Raw genomic sequence first — 13,853 nt, 5'->3', positions numbered from 1 at the left:
GCGCCCATAACGGAGGATAAGAGATGCGGATCGTGATGCTTGGAACCGGCGCGGCTTTGCCCGACCCTGACCGTGGCCATACCTCGATTCTCGTCACCCTCGACAACGGCCGCCATCTGATGCTCGACTGCGGCCATGGCGCAACGCGCCAGCTGATGCGCGTCGACGTCAATCCGGCCGATGTCGGCGATCTCTTCCTCACCCATCTGCATCACGACCACGTCTGTGAGCTGCCCTTCTTCGTCATCTCGCAATGGATCTTGAGCAAAACCGGTTCGCTCAACCTGCACGGCCCCGCCGGCACCAAGGACATGGTCAGCCATCTGTTCGAGAATGGCGCCTTCGCTGCCGATATTAGAGCCCGCAGCTCCTTCCCGGCACGACAAGCGAATATGGAAGCGATCCGCCCCGCCGTGCACGAATATGGCGAGGGCCTCGTCTTCGAAGACAAGGACATTCGCGTCACCACCGCGCTCATGGATCACATCCCGGTGGAGATTTCGCCCTGCTACGGCTTCCGCATCGAGGCGGAAGGCAAGGTCGTCACCTTCAGCGGCGACACCGCGCCCTGCGAAGGCATCCGCCAGATATCGAAAGGCGCGGATCTGTTGATCCACGAATGCACCTTCACCGAGGCCTTCATCGAACATCGCCGTAAATCGGCCGTCGGCACTTTTTCTCACACCAGCCCGGCTGAACTGGGCAAGCTTGCGGTCGAATGCGGCGTGAAAGAAGTGATCGCCACCCATATCGGCCACGTCGATTCGCTATCGCCAGTGCTCAAACGCGCGGCGGGCAAACATCTGCCGGTCGATTTGATGGGGCCTCATCAGATCGATGCCTTCGTGAAGGAAATCCGCAGCACCTATAAAGGTCCGTTGCGGATCGCCCACGATCTCATGCGGATCGATCTTTGAGGCGGGAGGTTGCGATGAAATCCTTCGACCGTCGTGTATTTCTTTCCGCAACCCTCGCCACATCGCTCTTATCAACCCGCGCGCTCGCCGCTTTCCCCGAGCGGCCGATTACCATCATCGTGCCATATGGCGCCGGCGGAACGGGCGACACGATCCTGCGCTTTCTGGCCGGCAGCATGGAAAGGCGCCTTGGCAAACCGCTGATCATCGATACGCGCGGCGGTGGCGGCGGCATGATCGGCGCTAAAGCGGTTTCTGGCTCGGACCCCGACGGCCACACCCTTTTGCTGGGCGCGACAAATAATTTCGTCATCAATCAATTCATGCTGCCCAAGGCGGGGTTCGACCCCATGCAACAGTTTGAACTGATTACACGGGTGGCGATTGTCCCCTCGGTGATCTACGCCAATCCCTCGCTGCCTATTCAAACGTTCGGCGATTTCATCGCTTATGCGAAGGCCAATCCGGGGAAACTCAACTATGCCTCACCCGGCGTTGGCACGACCCCGCACCTCGCGGTCGAGAGACTGAAGCAGGTCACCGGCATCGACATCGCGCATGTCCCTTATCGTGGCGGACCGGAAGCGCTGCAGGGCGTCGTTCAAAACGACGTTCAACTTCTTCTTGGCGGCTGGGGAACCGGCCGTGCGCTCGTGCAAGCCGGTCAACTCCGCGCCCTCGCGGTAGCATCCGAGAAACGCCTGGCGGAGGCTCCCGATCTTCCGACCGCGATCGAAAGCCTGCCGGGATTTGTTGCCGACAACTGGTGGGGGCTTGCAGCACCCAAGGGGACGCCGCGCGCAACGATTGATCTGATCCTGGCGGCACTGCAGGAAGCCCTGCAAGACAAAGCGGCATTGAAGAAATTCGATGAACTCGGCTTGCTCGTCGGCGGCGAGACGCCCGAACAATTCACCCGCAACAGCATCGCCGAAGCGACAATGTGGAAAGACATTATCGCCAAGGGCGGGTTCGCGAATACCAACTGACACAGAGGCTTTCGCATCGAAAAGCCAGCGTGGAGAGATACAATGAGTGCGATCAGCCGCCGTGTTTTCCTGACGATCGCCGCCGCCGCGCCTCTCATTTCGACGCGAAGTTTCGCCGCCTATCCAGAACGTCCCATCATGATCGTCGTGCCCTATGCGCCGGGAGGTGCTGGCGACGTCACCATCCGGCTTCTCTCCGAGGTGATGGAGAAGCAGCTCGGCAGGCCCTTGGTGATTGATGCGCGCGGCGGTGGCGGTGGCATGATCGGCGCCAAGGCGGTCGCGAGCGCCGCCCCTGATGGCTATACGCTGATGATGGGCGCGACGAACAATTTCGTCATCAACCAGTTCATGCTGCCGAAATCAGGCCTCGATCCGCTGCAAGCCTTTGCCTTGATCACCCGGGTCGCCGTTGTTCCCTCGGTCATGTACACGCATCCGTCGGTGCCGGCGAAAACGCTTGGCGAGTTCATCGCTTATGCGAGAGCCAACCCCGGCAAGCTCAATTATTCTTCACCCAGTGCGGGCACAGCGCCGCATCTGGCGGTCGAGCGGTTGAAACAGCTCACTGGCATCGAGATCACCCATGTGCCGTTTCGCGGCGCGCCGGAAGCTTTGCAGGCGGTGGTGCAAAACGACGTCCAGCTCTATCTCGCCGGCTGGGGCGTCGGCCGCTCCCTGGTCGAATCCGGCCAGGTGAAAGCGCTCGCTGTCGCCGCTGAGAAACGTCTGCCCAACGTGCCTGATCTGCCGACCGCCGGAGAAAGCGGCGTGCCCGGCTATGTGATGGAGAATTGGTGGGGATTGGCCGCGCCGCAAGGCACGCCGCCGGCGGTGATCGAGGCCGTCTATGCGGCGACGCGCACCGCCTTACAGGACAAGACCGTGCTGAAACGCTTCGACGAACTGGGCTTCCTGCCCGGCGGCGAGACGCCGCAACAGTTCCTGCAAAACAGCATCAAGGAAGCCGCGATGTGGAAAGACATCGTCGCCAAGGGCAAGTTCGCGGTCGCGGACTAGAGCAAATTGCGTTTCAATAGAAACGCAATTTTGCCTGTGGTCTTTGTTTTGACGCGTCTTTGTGACGTTTGACGGCCCCGTCAAACTGCAAAGCGCTACAATCCTGAATCACTTGTAAGCCCGCAGGAAAAACATCGCCGTTACGGCACAGGCAAACAGGATCGTGCCGCCGCGCACGATCTGCGGCGGCAACCGACGTCCAAGATGGGCACCGCCATAGCCGCCCGCCAGAGCCCCCAGCGCCATCACCGCCGTTTCCGGCCAAGTGACGATGCCTGAAAACACAAAGACCAGCATGGCGATCGTATTCGCCGCCGTGGTCATCAAGGCGCGCGATGGATTGAGCGTCTTGAGGTCGGCGGAATCGAGCAGGCTCCACACCGCCAGCATCATCAAGCCGACGGCGCCGCCGAAATAGCCGCCATAGACGCCCAGGATGAACTGGATCGACAGAATCGTCACGATGCCGGCGGAGAAATGCCGCCGCATCCAGGGCCCAAGCCTTGGCCCAAAGGTCAGCATGACGGTGGCAACGAGAAGCAGCCAGGGCAACACGTGATCGAACAAGCTCGACGGCGTCCATAGCAGCAGCAGTGCGCCGACAAGACCGCCGATGAGCGTCGTCAACAATGTCGGCCGCAACGGCACGCCAGCCACCTGACCGAGCCCGTTGCGATAGACCCAGACGCTGGCCGCACCGCCCGGCCACAACGCCACGGTGCTCGACGCATTGGCGGCGACCGAGGGCACGCCCGCGGCGATCAAAGCCGGCAAAGTGACGAAAGAGCCCCCGCCCGCCAGCGCGTTCATCGCACCGGCGAGAAAGCCCGCAGCACATAGCAGGAGATAGGTGGTCATGCGTCTCCGTCCCTAGCGGCTGCGTTAGCCTGAGACTTCGGCCAACACGCGATCATCGTCAAGGCGGGAAACACATGGCGACGAAGGTCGATAGGATCGAGCAATTGGCAGCTTTCCTGGCCTTCGCTAAGCTGCGGGCCCGTTGCGGAAAAAGCTGAAACCAAATCCGGCCTCAATTGCTTTACATTTTGGGCCTTACATTCCCGCCGCAACACTCCCCAGGAGACGTCCCATGTATGCGCGTCGCACCCTTCTCCAGTCCTCCGTCGGCGCCGCAGCGCTGGCGTTTGCTCAATCGCTGCTGCCACGATCGGCGCAAGCACAGGTCAACTCGCAATCGCCGGCGCCGGTCGCCACATCGCCGAACGGGCCATTCCACCTCCCCAAACTGGGCTTTGCCTTCAACGCGCTCGAACCGAACATCGACGCAATGACCATGGACATTCATTACACGCGCCATCATCAGGCCTATGTGAACGGCATCAATGCTGTGGCCGAACGCTGGCCGGAGATCGCCAAAATCCCGGTGATCGAGATCCTGCAGGATCTCAACAAAGTGCCCGAAAAGGAACGCACCGCCGTGCGCAACAATCTCGGCGGCCATTGGAACCACAGCTACTTCTGGGAATTGATAGCGCCCGGCGGCACCAAGGAGCCGCAAGACAAACTGCGCTCCGGCATCGATGCCACTTTCGGCGATGTCGCCAAGATGAAACAGGCCATGAATGCGGCCGCAACATCGCGCTTCGGCTCCGGCTGGGCCTGGCTGATCGTCGACAAGGACGGTGCGCTGAAAGTGATTTCGACCGCCAATCAGGACACGCCGTGGGATCTCGGCGCCCGCGCCGTCGTGCTTGGCGTCGATGTCTGGGAACACGCCTATTATCTGAAATACCAGAACCGCCGGCCCGATTACCTGACCGCCTGGTGGAACGTGGTGAACTGGGACAAGGCAGCCGACAATTACGCCAAGGCCAAGGGATAAAGGCCTAGGGCTAAGCGCTAGGCCTCGTCGAGCGAGACGTCGCCGGCGAGCGCCATGTCATCGCGATGGATCATCTCGGCGCGCCCCGGCACGCCGAGCACGCTTTCGATATCCTTCGAATTGCGCCCGACGAGCTGGCCGGCTTCCGCCGCATCATAGGCGATGAGGCCGCGCCCGAGTTCAGCGCCCTGTTCGTCGCGGATGATGATGCAGTCCCCGCGCGCGAAAGCGCCCTCGACGCGCGTAACACCGGCCGGCAGCAGACTGGAGCCGCGTTTCAAGGCGCGGGCGGCACCCGCATCCACATGCACCGTGCCACGCGGTTCGAGCGAACCGGCGATCCATTTCTTGCGCGATGTCACCGGATTGGACGGCGTCAGAAACCAGGTGCAGCGACCGCCCGCCGCCACATGGGCGATCGGATGTTCGATGCGCCCATCGGCGATCACCATATGGGTGCCGCCGGTGGTGGCGATCTTCGCCGCTTCGACCTTGGTGAACATGCCGCCGCGCGAGAATTCAGACGCCGCACCGCCAGCCATGGCCTCGATCTGCGCCGTCACCCGCGGCACGACGGGAATCAGTTGCGCGTTCGGATCGAGATGCGGCGGCGCCGTGTAGAGCCCGTCGATGTCGGAGAGCAGCACCAGGAGATCGGCGCTGGCCATGGTGGCGACACGCGCCGCCAGACGATCATTGTCGCCATAGCGGATTTCGGTGGTGGCCACCGTATCGTTTTCGTTGATGACCGGGATGGCGCGCATCTCGAGCAGGCGCCCAATCGTCTCGCGCGCGTTGAGATAGCGGCGGCGTTCTTCGGTATCGTTGAGGGTGACGAGAATCTGCCCCGCCGTGATGCCGCGTGACGACAACACTTCCGACCAAGTGCGCGCCAGTGCGATCTGTCCCACCGCCGCCGCCGCCTGGCTGTCTTCCAGCCGCAGCGGACCACGCGGCAGTTTCAGGATCGTGCGCCCCAGCGCGATCGACCCCGAGGAGACGACGAGCACATCCTTGCCGTTGCGATGCAATTCGCTGAGATCATGCGCCAGCGCCTCTAGCCAGTCGCGGCGCACAGCCCCTTCCCCTTCGCCCTTGCTCTGATCGACGAGCAATGACGAGCCGACCTTGACGACGATGCGGCGAAACGAGACGAGGTGCGGAATGGTTGTCACGGGACCGTAATGCCAATGGAACGTAAAGAAACGATAACCACTGTTTCTCGGGTTTGATCCTTCACCCAGTAGACTGTGAATAGCTTACAGCGGCTGCCAAGTCGGTTCGCGTGACGCCGCGGCCTCGGGATCGGCGGCGCGCACGACGCCGATCTGCTTATACAGCGCGCGCAAAACCTCGGTGACGCCGGTGCTTGTCGCCGCCGAAAGCAGAAGCAACGGCTGCGCCTTCACGCCTTCGGCCCGCGCCGGCCCCGCCGAGCGGATGGCGCGCTTCAACCGTTCAGCCTGCTGTTTCAGCGTGTCCGCATCGACCGTGTCGGTCTTCGACAAGGCAACGATTTCAAGCTTGTCCTCGAGCCCGCCGCCATAGGCTTCGAGTTCGCCACGAATAATCTTGTAGGATTTGCCCGCATGTTCGCAGCCGGCATCGACCAGATGCAGCAGGACGCGGCAGCGCTCGACATGACCAAGGAAACGATCGCCGAGGCCAAGGCCTTCATGCGCGCCCTCGATCAGGCCGGGGATATCGGCGAGCACGAATTCGCGCTCATCGACGCGCACGACGCCAAGCCCCGGATGCAAGGTGGTGAAGGGATAGTCGGCGATCTTCGGCTTCGCCGCCGAGACAGTGGCCAGGAAGGTCGACTTGCCGGCATTGGGCAGGCCGACGAGGCCGGCATCGGCGATCAGCTTCAGGCGCAACCAGATCGTCATTTCTTGACCCGGCAGACCCGGATTGGCGCGGCGCGGCGAACGATTGGTCGAGGTGGTGAAATGCAGATTGCCGAAGCCGCCATTGCCGCCCTTGGCGATGACGAAGCTCTGGCCGACCTCGGTGAGATCGGCGATCAGCGTTTCATTGTCTTCCTCGAAAATCTGCGTGCCGACCGGCAGTTTCAGGGTCACATCGGCGCCCTTGCCGCCGGCGCGATTGCGGCCCATGCCGTGCACGCCGGTCTTGGCCTTGAAATGCTGCTGGTAGCGATAGTCGATGAGCGTGTTGAGGCCATCGACGCACTCGACGATCACATCGCCGCCACGGCCGCCATCGCCGCCGTCAGGACCGCCGAACTCTATGAACTTCTCGCGCCGGAACGAGACGCATCCGCCGCCGCCATCGCCCGAGCGGATATAGATTTTCGCCTGATCGAGAAATTTCATCGCCCTGTTCCACAAACAACCACAGCCGCGACGTCCATAGCGTTTTGCAGTTTGACATAATCAAACGCCACAAAGACGCGTCAAAACAAAAATCCAGGACAAATGCGTTTCCATCGAAACGCATTTGCCCTAGCCGCGGCTGCGAACCTCTATAACCCTAAAACCCACCCGTCGGGCAGGTAAAACTAGCAGGCGACGCGCAAATCGCCCGAAGCCAGCGGCGCCGTCTGGCGCGCCTGCCAAGCTTCCCGGTCAAGACCGAAATACCGGCAGACGAACACCCCACCGCGCTCGGCCATATCCACCGGCTTTTCGCCTTCGACGACGAAGCCGGCATTGAGCAGCACGCCGCACGAGCGTGGATTATCGACCCGTGCATGCGTTTCGATCTTCTCGACCTCGCTGGTGCGGAAGGCCAGATCGACCAAAGTCTGCGTCGCCTCGGTCATCAGCCCCTGGCCCCAGAAGGACTTCCCGAGCCAATAGCCAAGCAAGGCCCGCCCGGAGCGCGTCTGATGCACGCCGATGACGCCAATCAGCTCGCCGGGCTTTTCCTTCAACGTCATCGCCAGAACGACGGCGCTGCCCTGGGCATTGCCCACCCGGCTCTCGAAAATCCAGCGGTCGGCCGCGCCCTGCGGATAGGGATGAGGGATGCGCGCCGTCATTTGCGCGACGTCTTTGTCCCCGGCTAGGCGTACAATCGCAGCCGAATCGGCAATTCGCGGCCAACGGAGCCACAAACGCTTGGTTTCGAGCCGGAAAATGTCGTCGCGTAGCAAATCCGGGAACATACCCGTTCTCCCGTCCAACGGGCGCCTCCGCGCCCAAAAACGCGAAGGGGAAATGGAGCCCCATTTCCCCTGGCTTGGCCACTTTGGCCTTGGACTGGATTTCAGGTCTTCCCTGAAGGACGGTCCACCGGGATTTGGAGCCGGTGAAGTCCTTCGCTGACCTTCACCTATTCGGCGGCTTGCAGTTTTTGGGCCGCAAGTACGTTGATGTAAGCTCGTTTGCCTTTCGAAACGAAAGCAACCGTGCCCTCACAGAGCGCAAACAACGTATGGTCCTTGCCGATGCCAACGTTGACGCCGGGATGCCACTTGGTGCCGCGCTGACGCACGATAATGTTGCCGCCCAGGACTGCCTGGCCGCCAAACTTCTTCACGCCAAGACGGCGTCCGTCTGAATCGCGACCGTTACGGGACGAGCCGCCTGCCTTTTTATGAGCCATAACCTGCTCCGAACCTGCTTCTGTCAGGCGCGCCGCCAAGGTAAAACCGGGGCGCCGCCTCAGATGAAACTGTGTATTCAGGCACCATACCCGAAACACATGGGAAAGGGAATCGCCGAGGAGCTAAATTAGCTCAGGGAGATGCCCGTGATCTTGACCAGGGTCAGATCCTGACGGTGGCCACGCTTGCGCTTCGAGTTCTTGCGGCGGCGCTTCTTGAAGGCGATGACCTTCTCACCACGCTCTTGCCCGACGATCTCGCCGGACACCTGGGCGCCGCTCAGGAACGGTGCGCCAAAATTCGTCTTGTCTCCGTCGACGCTCATCAGAACGTCACCGAACGTCACCTTGTCGCCAACCGCTCCGGCCAGCAACATCACGGTAATCACATCGTCGGCGGCAACCTTATACTGTTTGCCACCGGTCTTGATCACTGCGAACATCGTTTTTCTCCGTGTTCATTCCCGGCTCTGCGAGGATCGCGGCCGGCTTCTTTGCAGGGTCTAACCAGCGAAAATGTCCCGATTTTCGGACCGCCAAACGGCAAAATGCGAAAAACGCGGCCTTCGCCGCGCTGGAACGGGGCTTCTATAAGCGCAAGAACGCCGCCCTGTCAAACTTTTCGGCGCTGATTTCGGCCTCTAGCCCGCCTAGCGGCTCGACGGAACCGGCCGAATCCTTATGATCTGAGCGACAATGTCCGACTCGCCCCCCTCCCACACCCCCAATGGCGCGGCTGTCACCGAGCTGATCCAGACAATATTCCTGGTCAACGCCCAGCTGATCGCCGATGGCGACCGCATGTCCCGCGATCTCGGCTTCACCAGCGCCCGCTGGCAGGTGCTCGGCGCGGCCGGCAGCGGCCTCCGATCGGTCGCCCAGCTCGCCCGCCATATGAGCCTGACCCGCCAGAGCGTGCAGCGCCTGGTCGACTGGCTGGTGGACAGCGGCTATGCGGTTTTCCTCGACAACCCGGACCACCAGCGCGCCAAACTGGTCAAATTGACCGAAAAGGGCGTCGACATCCGCCGGCAGCTGCAGGTCCGCCAGACCACCTGGGCCAATGAACTGGGTGGCCGCCTCGCCACCATGGACCTGCAGACCTCCCTCAGCACCCTGCGCGGCTTTCGCCAGGCGCTGGACGCGGAAAAGCCTGGCCGCAAGCCGGCGCGGTAGTTCAATAATCCTGCTGCCAGCGCGTCAGGCGGCGCTGCGCCGTTTCCATGAACGCATTAATGACGAGGCCGAGCAGGCCCAGGGTGATGACGCCGGCAAACAGATCCGGACTGTTGAAGGACCGCGCCGCGTGCAGGATGTTGGCGCCCAGCCCCACCTCCGCCGACATCATCTCGGTGATCACAGCTAGTATCAGCGAAACCGTCAGCCCCAATCGCACACCGGCGAAAATATCCGGCACGGCGCTCGGCAGGACGATGGAGATAATGACCTCCCGTGGCGACAGCTCCATGCTGCGCGCCATTTCGAAAAGGCGCGGCTCCACCGATTTCACCCCCTGAATGGTGGCCAGCAGGATCGGCCACAGCGAACCGAAGGCGATGACGAAAATGATCATCGTCTTGGTCAGGCCGAGCAGCAGGATCGCCACCGGAATGATCGCCGAAGCCGGCAGCGGCCGCAAGAATTCCAGACTCGGCTCGATATAGGCGCGCGCGGTCGCCGACAGGCCGATCAACAGGCCAAAGCCACAACCGACGATGACGGCGAAGGCGAAGCCGACCAGCATGCGGCCGGTCGTGCCGAGAATGGCCTGCACCAACGACCCATCATCCACCTGCCGCCACAAGGCGTCGAACGCATCGCTGACCGGCGGCAGGAATACACGCGAGACCAGATCGGTCACGGCAACGAACTGCCACAAGGCGAGCAGCAGCAGCAAGACGACGATACTGCCGATGTTGAGGAAGAAGGCGCGCGCGGTCATGCCAAATCCCAACGCGTGAAGAGCCGGCGTTGCGCCTGCAACAGCCCGAAGTTCAGCAGCCAACCGATCAGGCCGATCCAGATCAGATAGGCGAACATACGATCGGGATGCAGCGTTTCCTGCGCAACGATCAGCGCATAACCGAGCCCCTGCGGATTGCCGGTGATCTCAACCGTCACGGCGACGATCAAGGCGACACCAGCCGCAAGGCGTAAGGCGGTGAAGAGATTGGGCACCACATCCGGCAGGACAATAGTGAACAGGCGCCGCACCCAGCCGAGTTCGAGCCCACGCGCCACTTCAAGCAATTCGCGCGGCACTTGCTTCACCGCCGCCTGGGTGATGATCAGCGCTGGCCAGATACAAGCGAAGGCAACGACGGAAATCGTCATGCCGTAGCCGAAGCCGAACACCAGCATGGCGAGCGGGATAAGGGCCACCGAAGGAATCGGCCGTACCGCCTCCACCGAAAAACGCCCGAGCCGGCTGGCCACATCGGACATGCCAAACCAGGCGCCCAGCGCGATGCCGATGCCACCACCGATCAGAAGGCCGATCAGCGCGCTGGCGATAGTCTGCTGCGTCGCCATTAGCATGCTGCCGTCCATCAACGCGGCAGCGCCCGCCACCATCACGGCGCTCGGATAGGACATCATGTCGGATTGGATGATCCCAAACCGACCGACGAACTCCCACAACAGCAACAGTGAGACGGGCAATACGAGCGCGCGCATCCAAGCCTTCCGTCAATGTTTCAATGTTTGAATATTTCAATGCTTCCTGGGCAGATACTCGAACAGCTCATGGCGATAGCGCAGGAACTGCTCGTCCTCGCGCGTCGTCAGCTGGTCGCGCGGCCGTTTCAGATCGATGTCGAGCACGGCCGAGATCCGGCCCGGGCGGCTTTCCATGGCGCAGACCCGATCGCCAAGATAAATCGCTTCCTCGATGTCATGGGTGATAAAGATCACCGTCATGCCGGTTTCCTTGGCCAGTTTGGCGATCTCGTCCTGCAAGGTCTGGCGCGTCATCGCATCGAGCGCGCCGAACGGCTCGTCCATCAAGAGCATCTTCGGTTCCAGCGCCAGACAGCGGGCGATTTGCAAACGCTGCTGCATGCCGCCCGACAATTGGCGTGGATAGCGATCCGCCGCTTCGGCGAGGCCGACCTGAGCCAGCAGCCGTTCGATGATCTGCTTCTTCGTCGCCGCATCGCGCGGCGTCGGATCGGTATCGAGCGCCAGTTGCACATTGCTCGTCACCGTCCGCCACGGCAACAACGCCTTGCTGTAGTCCTGGAAGACCACGGCGCGGCGGCGCGACGGGCGATCGATCGGCGCACCATCGAACATTAGCCGGCCTTCGGTCGGCTGATTAAGGCCACCGATCAGCCGCAGCAAAGTGGTCTTGCCGCAACCCGAGCCGCCGATGATCGAGACGAACTCGCCCTGCCGCACTTCAAGCGAGATATTCTGCAGGATCGTCAGCTTCCCCTGTGCCACGGGCACGGAGAAACTGACGTTCTCGATCGACAACAGCGGGCTTTGACACGTCTCCGCCCGCTGCAGCTCCACCGGTTTCATCTGCACCATGGTCATTTCCACAGAACCCGCGCCGGATCGGTCGGCTTCTTGGTCAATCCCTGGCTGACGCAGATTTTCGACCAATCATTGATCTGCTCCGGCGTGACATCAGGCTGCAGCGCCGGCAATTGCACCTGCGCCAACACCCCTTCCGGCAGCTTGATATAAGCGCCGATCGCTTTGCGCAGGACGGCCGGATCTTTCTTGGCAAGCGCGGTCGCCTCGTTCAGCGCGGTCTGGAAGGCCTTGGCGGCTTCCTTGTTCTGCGTCGCCCATTTGCGCGACGCGACAAACCAGCCGGTGGCGATGCCATCGCCCATGTCACTGACATAGTTGGCGACGAGATAACCTTGCTTCGCTTCCAGCGCGCGCGTCTTGAACGGGTCGCCCGTGACGACGGCGTCGACCTGACCGGCCTTCATCACGTCGCCGAGCTGCGCGAATGGCGATTCAACGAAAGTGGTCTTCTTCCAATCGGCCCCGTTGCGCGTCATCCATTCGCGAAACATCACGTGCAAGAAGGCGTTCAGGCCAGGCGTGCCAACCTTCTTGCCTTCGAAATCCTTGGCCGTCTTGATGCCTGAGCCTTCGCGCGCCAGCACGCCAACTTCGCTGGCGTTGCGATCAGTGATGCCGCCACCACCCAGAATGACGAGATCAAGACCGTTCTCCATCGCCTGCAAAGTAACCGGCGCTGTCGGCGGCCCAATCTGCAGACTGTCGGCGATCAGCGCCGCTGGCGTCGTCGAGGAATTGGGCACGAGTATCATTTCGACATCGAGGCCGTGCTTGGCGAAAAGCCCCTGATCGGCCGCCACATAGGCATTGGCGAAAGCCGTCGAGGCCGAATATCCCAGCTTGATTTTTGTTGCAGCCATAGCGCCGCTCATCAATGCCAGCGCTATGCCACCCACACCCGCGTAAGACAAAATGCGTTTGAACATGGTTCTCCCTCCCCGGTGTTCAAAATCAGAACGTCAATTCATGCTTCATCACTTCATGCATCGTCAGCCAGTTTATTCTCGGAACAATTTGGCTCAGTGCATTTTCGGCGCGACGATCCTGTTGCGCAGAACGCCAAGTCCCGTCACTTCCAGTTCGACAACATCCCCCACATTCAGGAACCCGCCGATTTCGAGGGCGCAACCGCCACCGACCGTTCCCGAGCCGAAGAACTCTCCCGCCCGGATTGTTTCATGTTTCGAGACATGCGCAAGTATGTCTTCGAATTTATGATGCATCTCGCCGCTATTGCCGCTGGAGCGCTGCTCGCCATTCACCCGCACCGTCATGGTGAGGTTATAGGGATCGGCGACTTCGTCGGCGGTGACGAGCCAGGGGCCGATCACATTGCCGGTGTCGAAATCCTTGCCCTTGGCGGGGCCCAGCATGCCGGCCATTTCCTCGGCTTGCGCATCCCGCGCGCTGACATCGTTGAAGATCGAATAGCCAAAGATGTGCTCGCGCGCCTTGTCGCGCGCGATGTTCTTGCCGCCCTTGCCGGTGAAGACGCAAAATTCCATCTCGTAATCGAGCATGGAGGAATAGCTCGGCCATTCCACGTCGGCTTCAGGGCCCACGACACTGAAGCGATTGCATTTGTAATAGATCGGCTGCTTGTACCAGACGTCGGCGACCTTGATGTCCGCCGGGGTAACCGTTGATGTCGGATCGTCGCGCCGCATGCGCGACGCGCGCGCTTGCCGCAGATGTTTCTCGAAACACAGGCAGTCACGCATCTGGCGCGGCTCCGGCACCGGCGCCAGCAACCTTTGCTGCGCGGCGGAGACGACCACGGAGCGAGCGCTTTCGCGCATCTTCCGCGCCGCATCAAGCGCCCGATCGCCACCATCGATCAGCGCCAGCATGTCGCGGAAATGCAGCGAAGGGTCGGTGGCGGAGAAATCGACGATGGTGCTTTCATCAACGCCAAGTGCGCCGATATGCTGTTCGCCTTTCGGCGTGAGGAAAGTGACGAGCTTCATG

The 13,853-nt window shown here is 61.6% G+C and carries 16 protein-coding genes; 5 read left to right on the top strand and 11 right to left on the bottom strand.

Going from position 1 to position 13,853, the window contains the following annotated elements:
- Positions 1–23 precede the first annotated feature (23 nt).
- Genes BLW50_RS22675 through BLW50_RS22665 form a run of 3 tightly spaced genes read left to right on the top strand, consistent with a single transcriptional unit; the run spans position 24 to position 2,926 of the window.
- Positions 24–917, top strand: coding sequence for an MBL fold metallo-hydrolase (locus tag BLW50_RS22675; protein ID WP_090706910.1), 894 nt, complete (start codon positions 24–26; stop codon positions 915–917).
- Between the two features lie 14 nt (positions 918–931).
- Positions 932–1,906: a Bug family tripartite tricarboxylate transporter substrate binding protein gene (locus tag BLW50_RS22670; RefSeq protein WP_090706907.1), complete on the top strand. Its 975-nt coding sequence runs from the start codon at positions 932–934 to the stop codon at positions 1,904–1,906.
- Between the two features lie 42 nt (positions 1,907–1,948).
- Positions 1,949–2,926 carry a Bug family tripartite tricarboxylate transporter substrate binding protein gene (locus BLW50_RS22665; RefSeq protein ID WP_090706904.1) on the top strand — a complete coding sequence of 326 codons (978 nt, stop codon included), beginning with the start codon at positions 1,949–1,951 and terminating at the stop codon, positions 2,924–2,926.
- A 108-nt stretch (positions 2,927–3,034) separates the two neighbouring features.
- On the opposite strand, the gene BLW50_RS22660 is transcribed toward BLW50_RS22665, so the two are convergent.
- Positions 3,035–3,784, bottom strand: coding sequence for a sulfite exporter TauE/SafE family protein (locus BLW50_RS22660; RefSeq protein WP_090706902.1), 750 nt, complete (start codon positions 3,782–3,784; stop codon positions 3,035–3,037).
- A 232-nt stretch (positions 3,785–4,016) separates the two neighbouring features.
- Here BLW50_RS22660 and BLW50_RS22655 point away from each other — a divergent pair, with 232 nt between their 5' ends.
- On the top strand, positions 4,017–4,769 hold the full coding sequence (locus tag BLW50_RS22655; RefSeq protein WP_090706901.1) for a superoxide dismutase: 753 nt from the start codon (positions 4,017–4,019) through the stop codon (positions 4,767–4,769).
- Between the two features lie 17 nt (positions 4,770–4,786).
- Here the strand turns inward: BLW50_RS22655 and proB are convergent, their stop codons facing one another.
- From proB to rplU, 5 genes are all read right to left on the bottom strand, one after another.
- A complete protein-coding gene (gene proB, locus BLW50_RS22650) occupies positions 4,787–5,935 on the bottom strand; it encodes a glutamate 5-kinase (RefSeq protein ID WP_170850413.1) in 1,149 nt (382 codons plus the stop codon).
- Between the two features lie 93 nt (positions 5,936–6,028).
- Positions 6,029–7,108, bottom strand: coding sequence for a GTPase ObgE (obgE, locus tag BLW50_RS22645; RefSeq protein WP_090706897.1), 1,080 nt, complete (start codon positions 7,106–7,108; stop codon positions 6,029–6,031).
- Between the two features lie 185 nt (positions 7,109–7,293).
- Positions 7,294–7,902: a GNAT family N-acetyltransferase gene (locus tag BLW50_RS22640; RefSeq protein WP_090706895.1), complete on the bottom strand. Its 609-nt coding sequence runs from the start codon at positions 7,900–7,902 to the stop codon at positions 7,294–7,296.
- Between the two features lie 167 nt (positions 7,903–8,069).
- Positions 8,070–8,342, bottom strand: a complete 273-nt coding sequence (rpmA, locus tag BLW50_RS22635) for a 50S ribosomal protein L27 (RefSeq protein WP_090709550.1) — start codon at positions 8,340–8,342, stop codon at positions 8,070–8,072.
- 128 nt (positions 8,343–8,470) lie between these two features.
- Positions 8,471–8,785: a 50S ribosomal protein L21 gene (gene rplU / locus BLW50_RS22630; RefSeq protein WP_090706892.1), complete on the bottom strand. Its 315-nt coding sequence runs from the start codon at positions 8,783–8,785 to the stop codon at positions 8,471–8,473.
- 253 nt (positions 8,786–9,038) lie between these two features.
- On the opposite strand from rplU, the gene BLW50_RS22625 reads away from it, so the two are divergent.
- Positions 9,039–9,518, top strand: coding sequence for a MarR family winged helix-turn-helix transcriptional regulator (locus BLW50_RS22625; RefSeq protein ID WP_090706890.1), 480 nt, complete (start codon positions 9,039–9,041; stop codon positions 9,516–9,518).
- Position 9,519: 1 nt separating this feature from the next.
- On the opposite strand, the gene BLW50_RS22620 is transcribed toward BLW50_RS22625, so the two are convergent.
- The 5 genes from BLW50_RS22620 to BLW50_RS22600 all read right to left on the bottom strand — a co-directional run bounded on the left by BLW50_RS22620 (position 9,520) and on the right by BLW50_RS22600 (position 13,852).
- A complete protein-coding gene (locus BLW50_RS22620; RefSeq protein ID WP_090706887.1) occupies positions 9,520–10,284 on the bottom strand; it encodes an ABC transporter permease in 765 nt (254 codons plus the stop codon).
- On the bottom strand, positions 10,281–11,018 hold the full coding sequence (locus BLW50_RS22615) for an ABC transporter permease (RefSeq protein ID WP_090706885.1): 738 nt from the start codon (positions 11,016–11,018) through the stop codon (positions 10,281–10,283). The genes BLW50_RS22620 and BLW50_RS22615 overlap by 4 nt, the downstream gene beginning before the upstream one ends.
- 36 nt (positions 11,019–11,054) lie before the next feature.
- Positions 11,055–11,876: an ABC transporter ATP-binding protein gene (locus BLW50_RS22610; protein WP_244544356.1), complete on the bottom strand. Its 822-nt coding sequence runs from the start codon at positions 11,874–11,876 to the stop codon at positions 11,055–11,057.
- Between the two features lie 2 nt (positions 11,877–11,878).
- Positions 11,879–12,811, bottom strand: coding sequence for an ABC transporter substrate-binding protein (locus BLW50_RS22605; RefSeq protein ID WP_090706883.1), 933 nt, complete (start codon positions 12,809–12,811; stop codon positions 11,879–11,881).
- A 93-nt stretch (positions 12,812–12,904) separates the two neighbouring features.
- Positions 12,905–13,852, bottom strand: a complete 948-nt coding sequence (locus BLW50_RS22600) for a fumarylacetoacetate hydrolase family protein (protein ID WP_090706881.1) — start codon at positions 13,850–13,852, stop codon at positions 12,905–12,907.
- Between the last annotated feature and the right edge of the window lies 1 nt (position 13,853).

The organism is Beijerinckia sp. 28-YEA-48 (genome assembly GCF_900104955.1).
Lineage (GTDB): Bacteria > Pseudomonadota > Alphaproteobacteria > Rhizobiales > Beijerinckiaceae > Terripilifer.
Note: the sequence above shows the minus strand (reverse complement) of the source record. Positions and strands in the feature narration are given on the sequence as shown.

Coding starts and splice junctions, on each gene's coding strand:
- BLW50_RS22675 (WP_090706910.1), top strand. CDS start 24: ATGCGGATCGTGATGCTTGGAACCGGCGCGGCTTTGCCCGACCCTGAC.
- BLW50_RS22670 (WP_090706907.1), top strand. CDS start 932: ATGAAATCCTTCGACCGTCGTGTATTTCTTTCCGCAACCCTCGCCACA.
- BLW50_RS22665 (WP_090706904.1), top strand. CDS start 1,949: ATGAGTGCGATCAGCCGCCGTGTTTTCCTGACGATCGCCGCCGCCGCG.
- BLW50_RS22660 (WP_090706902.1), bottom strand. CDS start 3,784: ATGACCACCTATCTCCTGCTATGTGCTGCGGGCTTTCTCGCCGGTGCG.
- BLW50_RS22655 (WP_090706901.1), top strand. CDS start 4,017: ATGTATGCGCGTCGCACCCTTCTCCAGTCCTCCGTCGGCGCCGCAGCG.
- obgE (WP_090706897.1), bottom strand. CDS start 7,108: ATGAAATTTCTCGATCAGGCGAAAATCTATATCCGCTCGGGCGATGGC.
- BLW50_RS22640 (WP_090706895.1), bottom strand. CDS start 7,902: ATGTTCCCGGATTTGCTACGCGACGACATTTTCCGGCTCGAAACCAAG.
- rpmA (WP_090709550.1), bottom strand. CDS start 8,342: ATGGCTCATAAAAAGGCAGGCGGCTCGTCCCGTAACGGTCGCGATTCA.
- rplU (WP_090706892.1), bottom strand. CDS start 8,785: ATGTTCGCAGTGATCAAGACCGGTGGCAAACAGTATAAGGTTGCCGCC.
- BLW50_RS22625 (WP_090706890.1), top strand. CDS start 9,039: ATGTCCGACTCGCCCCCCTCCCACACCCCCAATGGCGCGGCTGTCACC.
- BLW50_RS22620 (WP_090706887.1), bottom strand. CDS start 10,284: ATGACCGCGCGCGCCTTCTTCCTCAACATCGGCAGTATCGTCGTCTTG.
- BLW50_RS22615 (WP_090706885.1), bottom strand. CDS start 11,018: ATGCGCGCGCTCGTATTGCCCGTCTCACTGTTGCTGTTGTGGGAGTTC.
- BLW50_RS22610 (WP_244544356.1), bottom strand. CDS start 11,876: ATGGTGCAGATGAAACCGGTGGAGCTGCAGCGGGCGGAGACGTGTCAA.
- BLW50_RS22605 (WP_090706883.1), bottom strand. CDS start 12,811: ATGTTCAAACGCATTTTGTCTTACGCGGGTGTGGGTGGCATAGCGCTG.
- BLW50_RS22600 (WP_090706881.1), bottom strand. CDS start 13,852: ATGAAGCTCGTCACTTTCCTCACGCCGAAAGGCGAACAGCATATCGGC.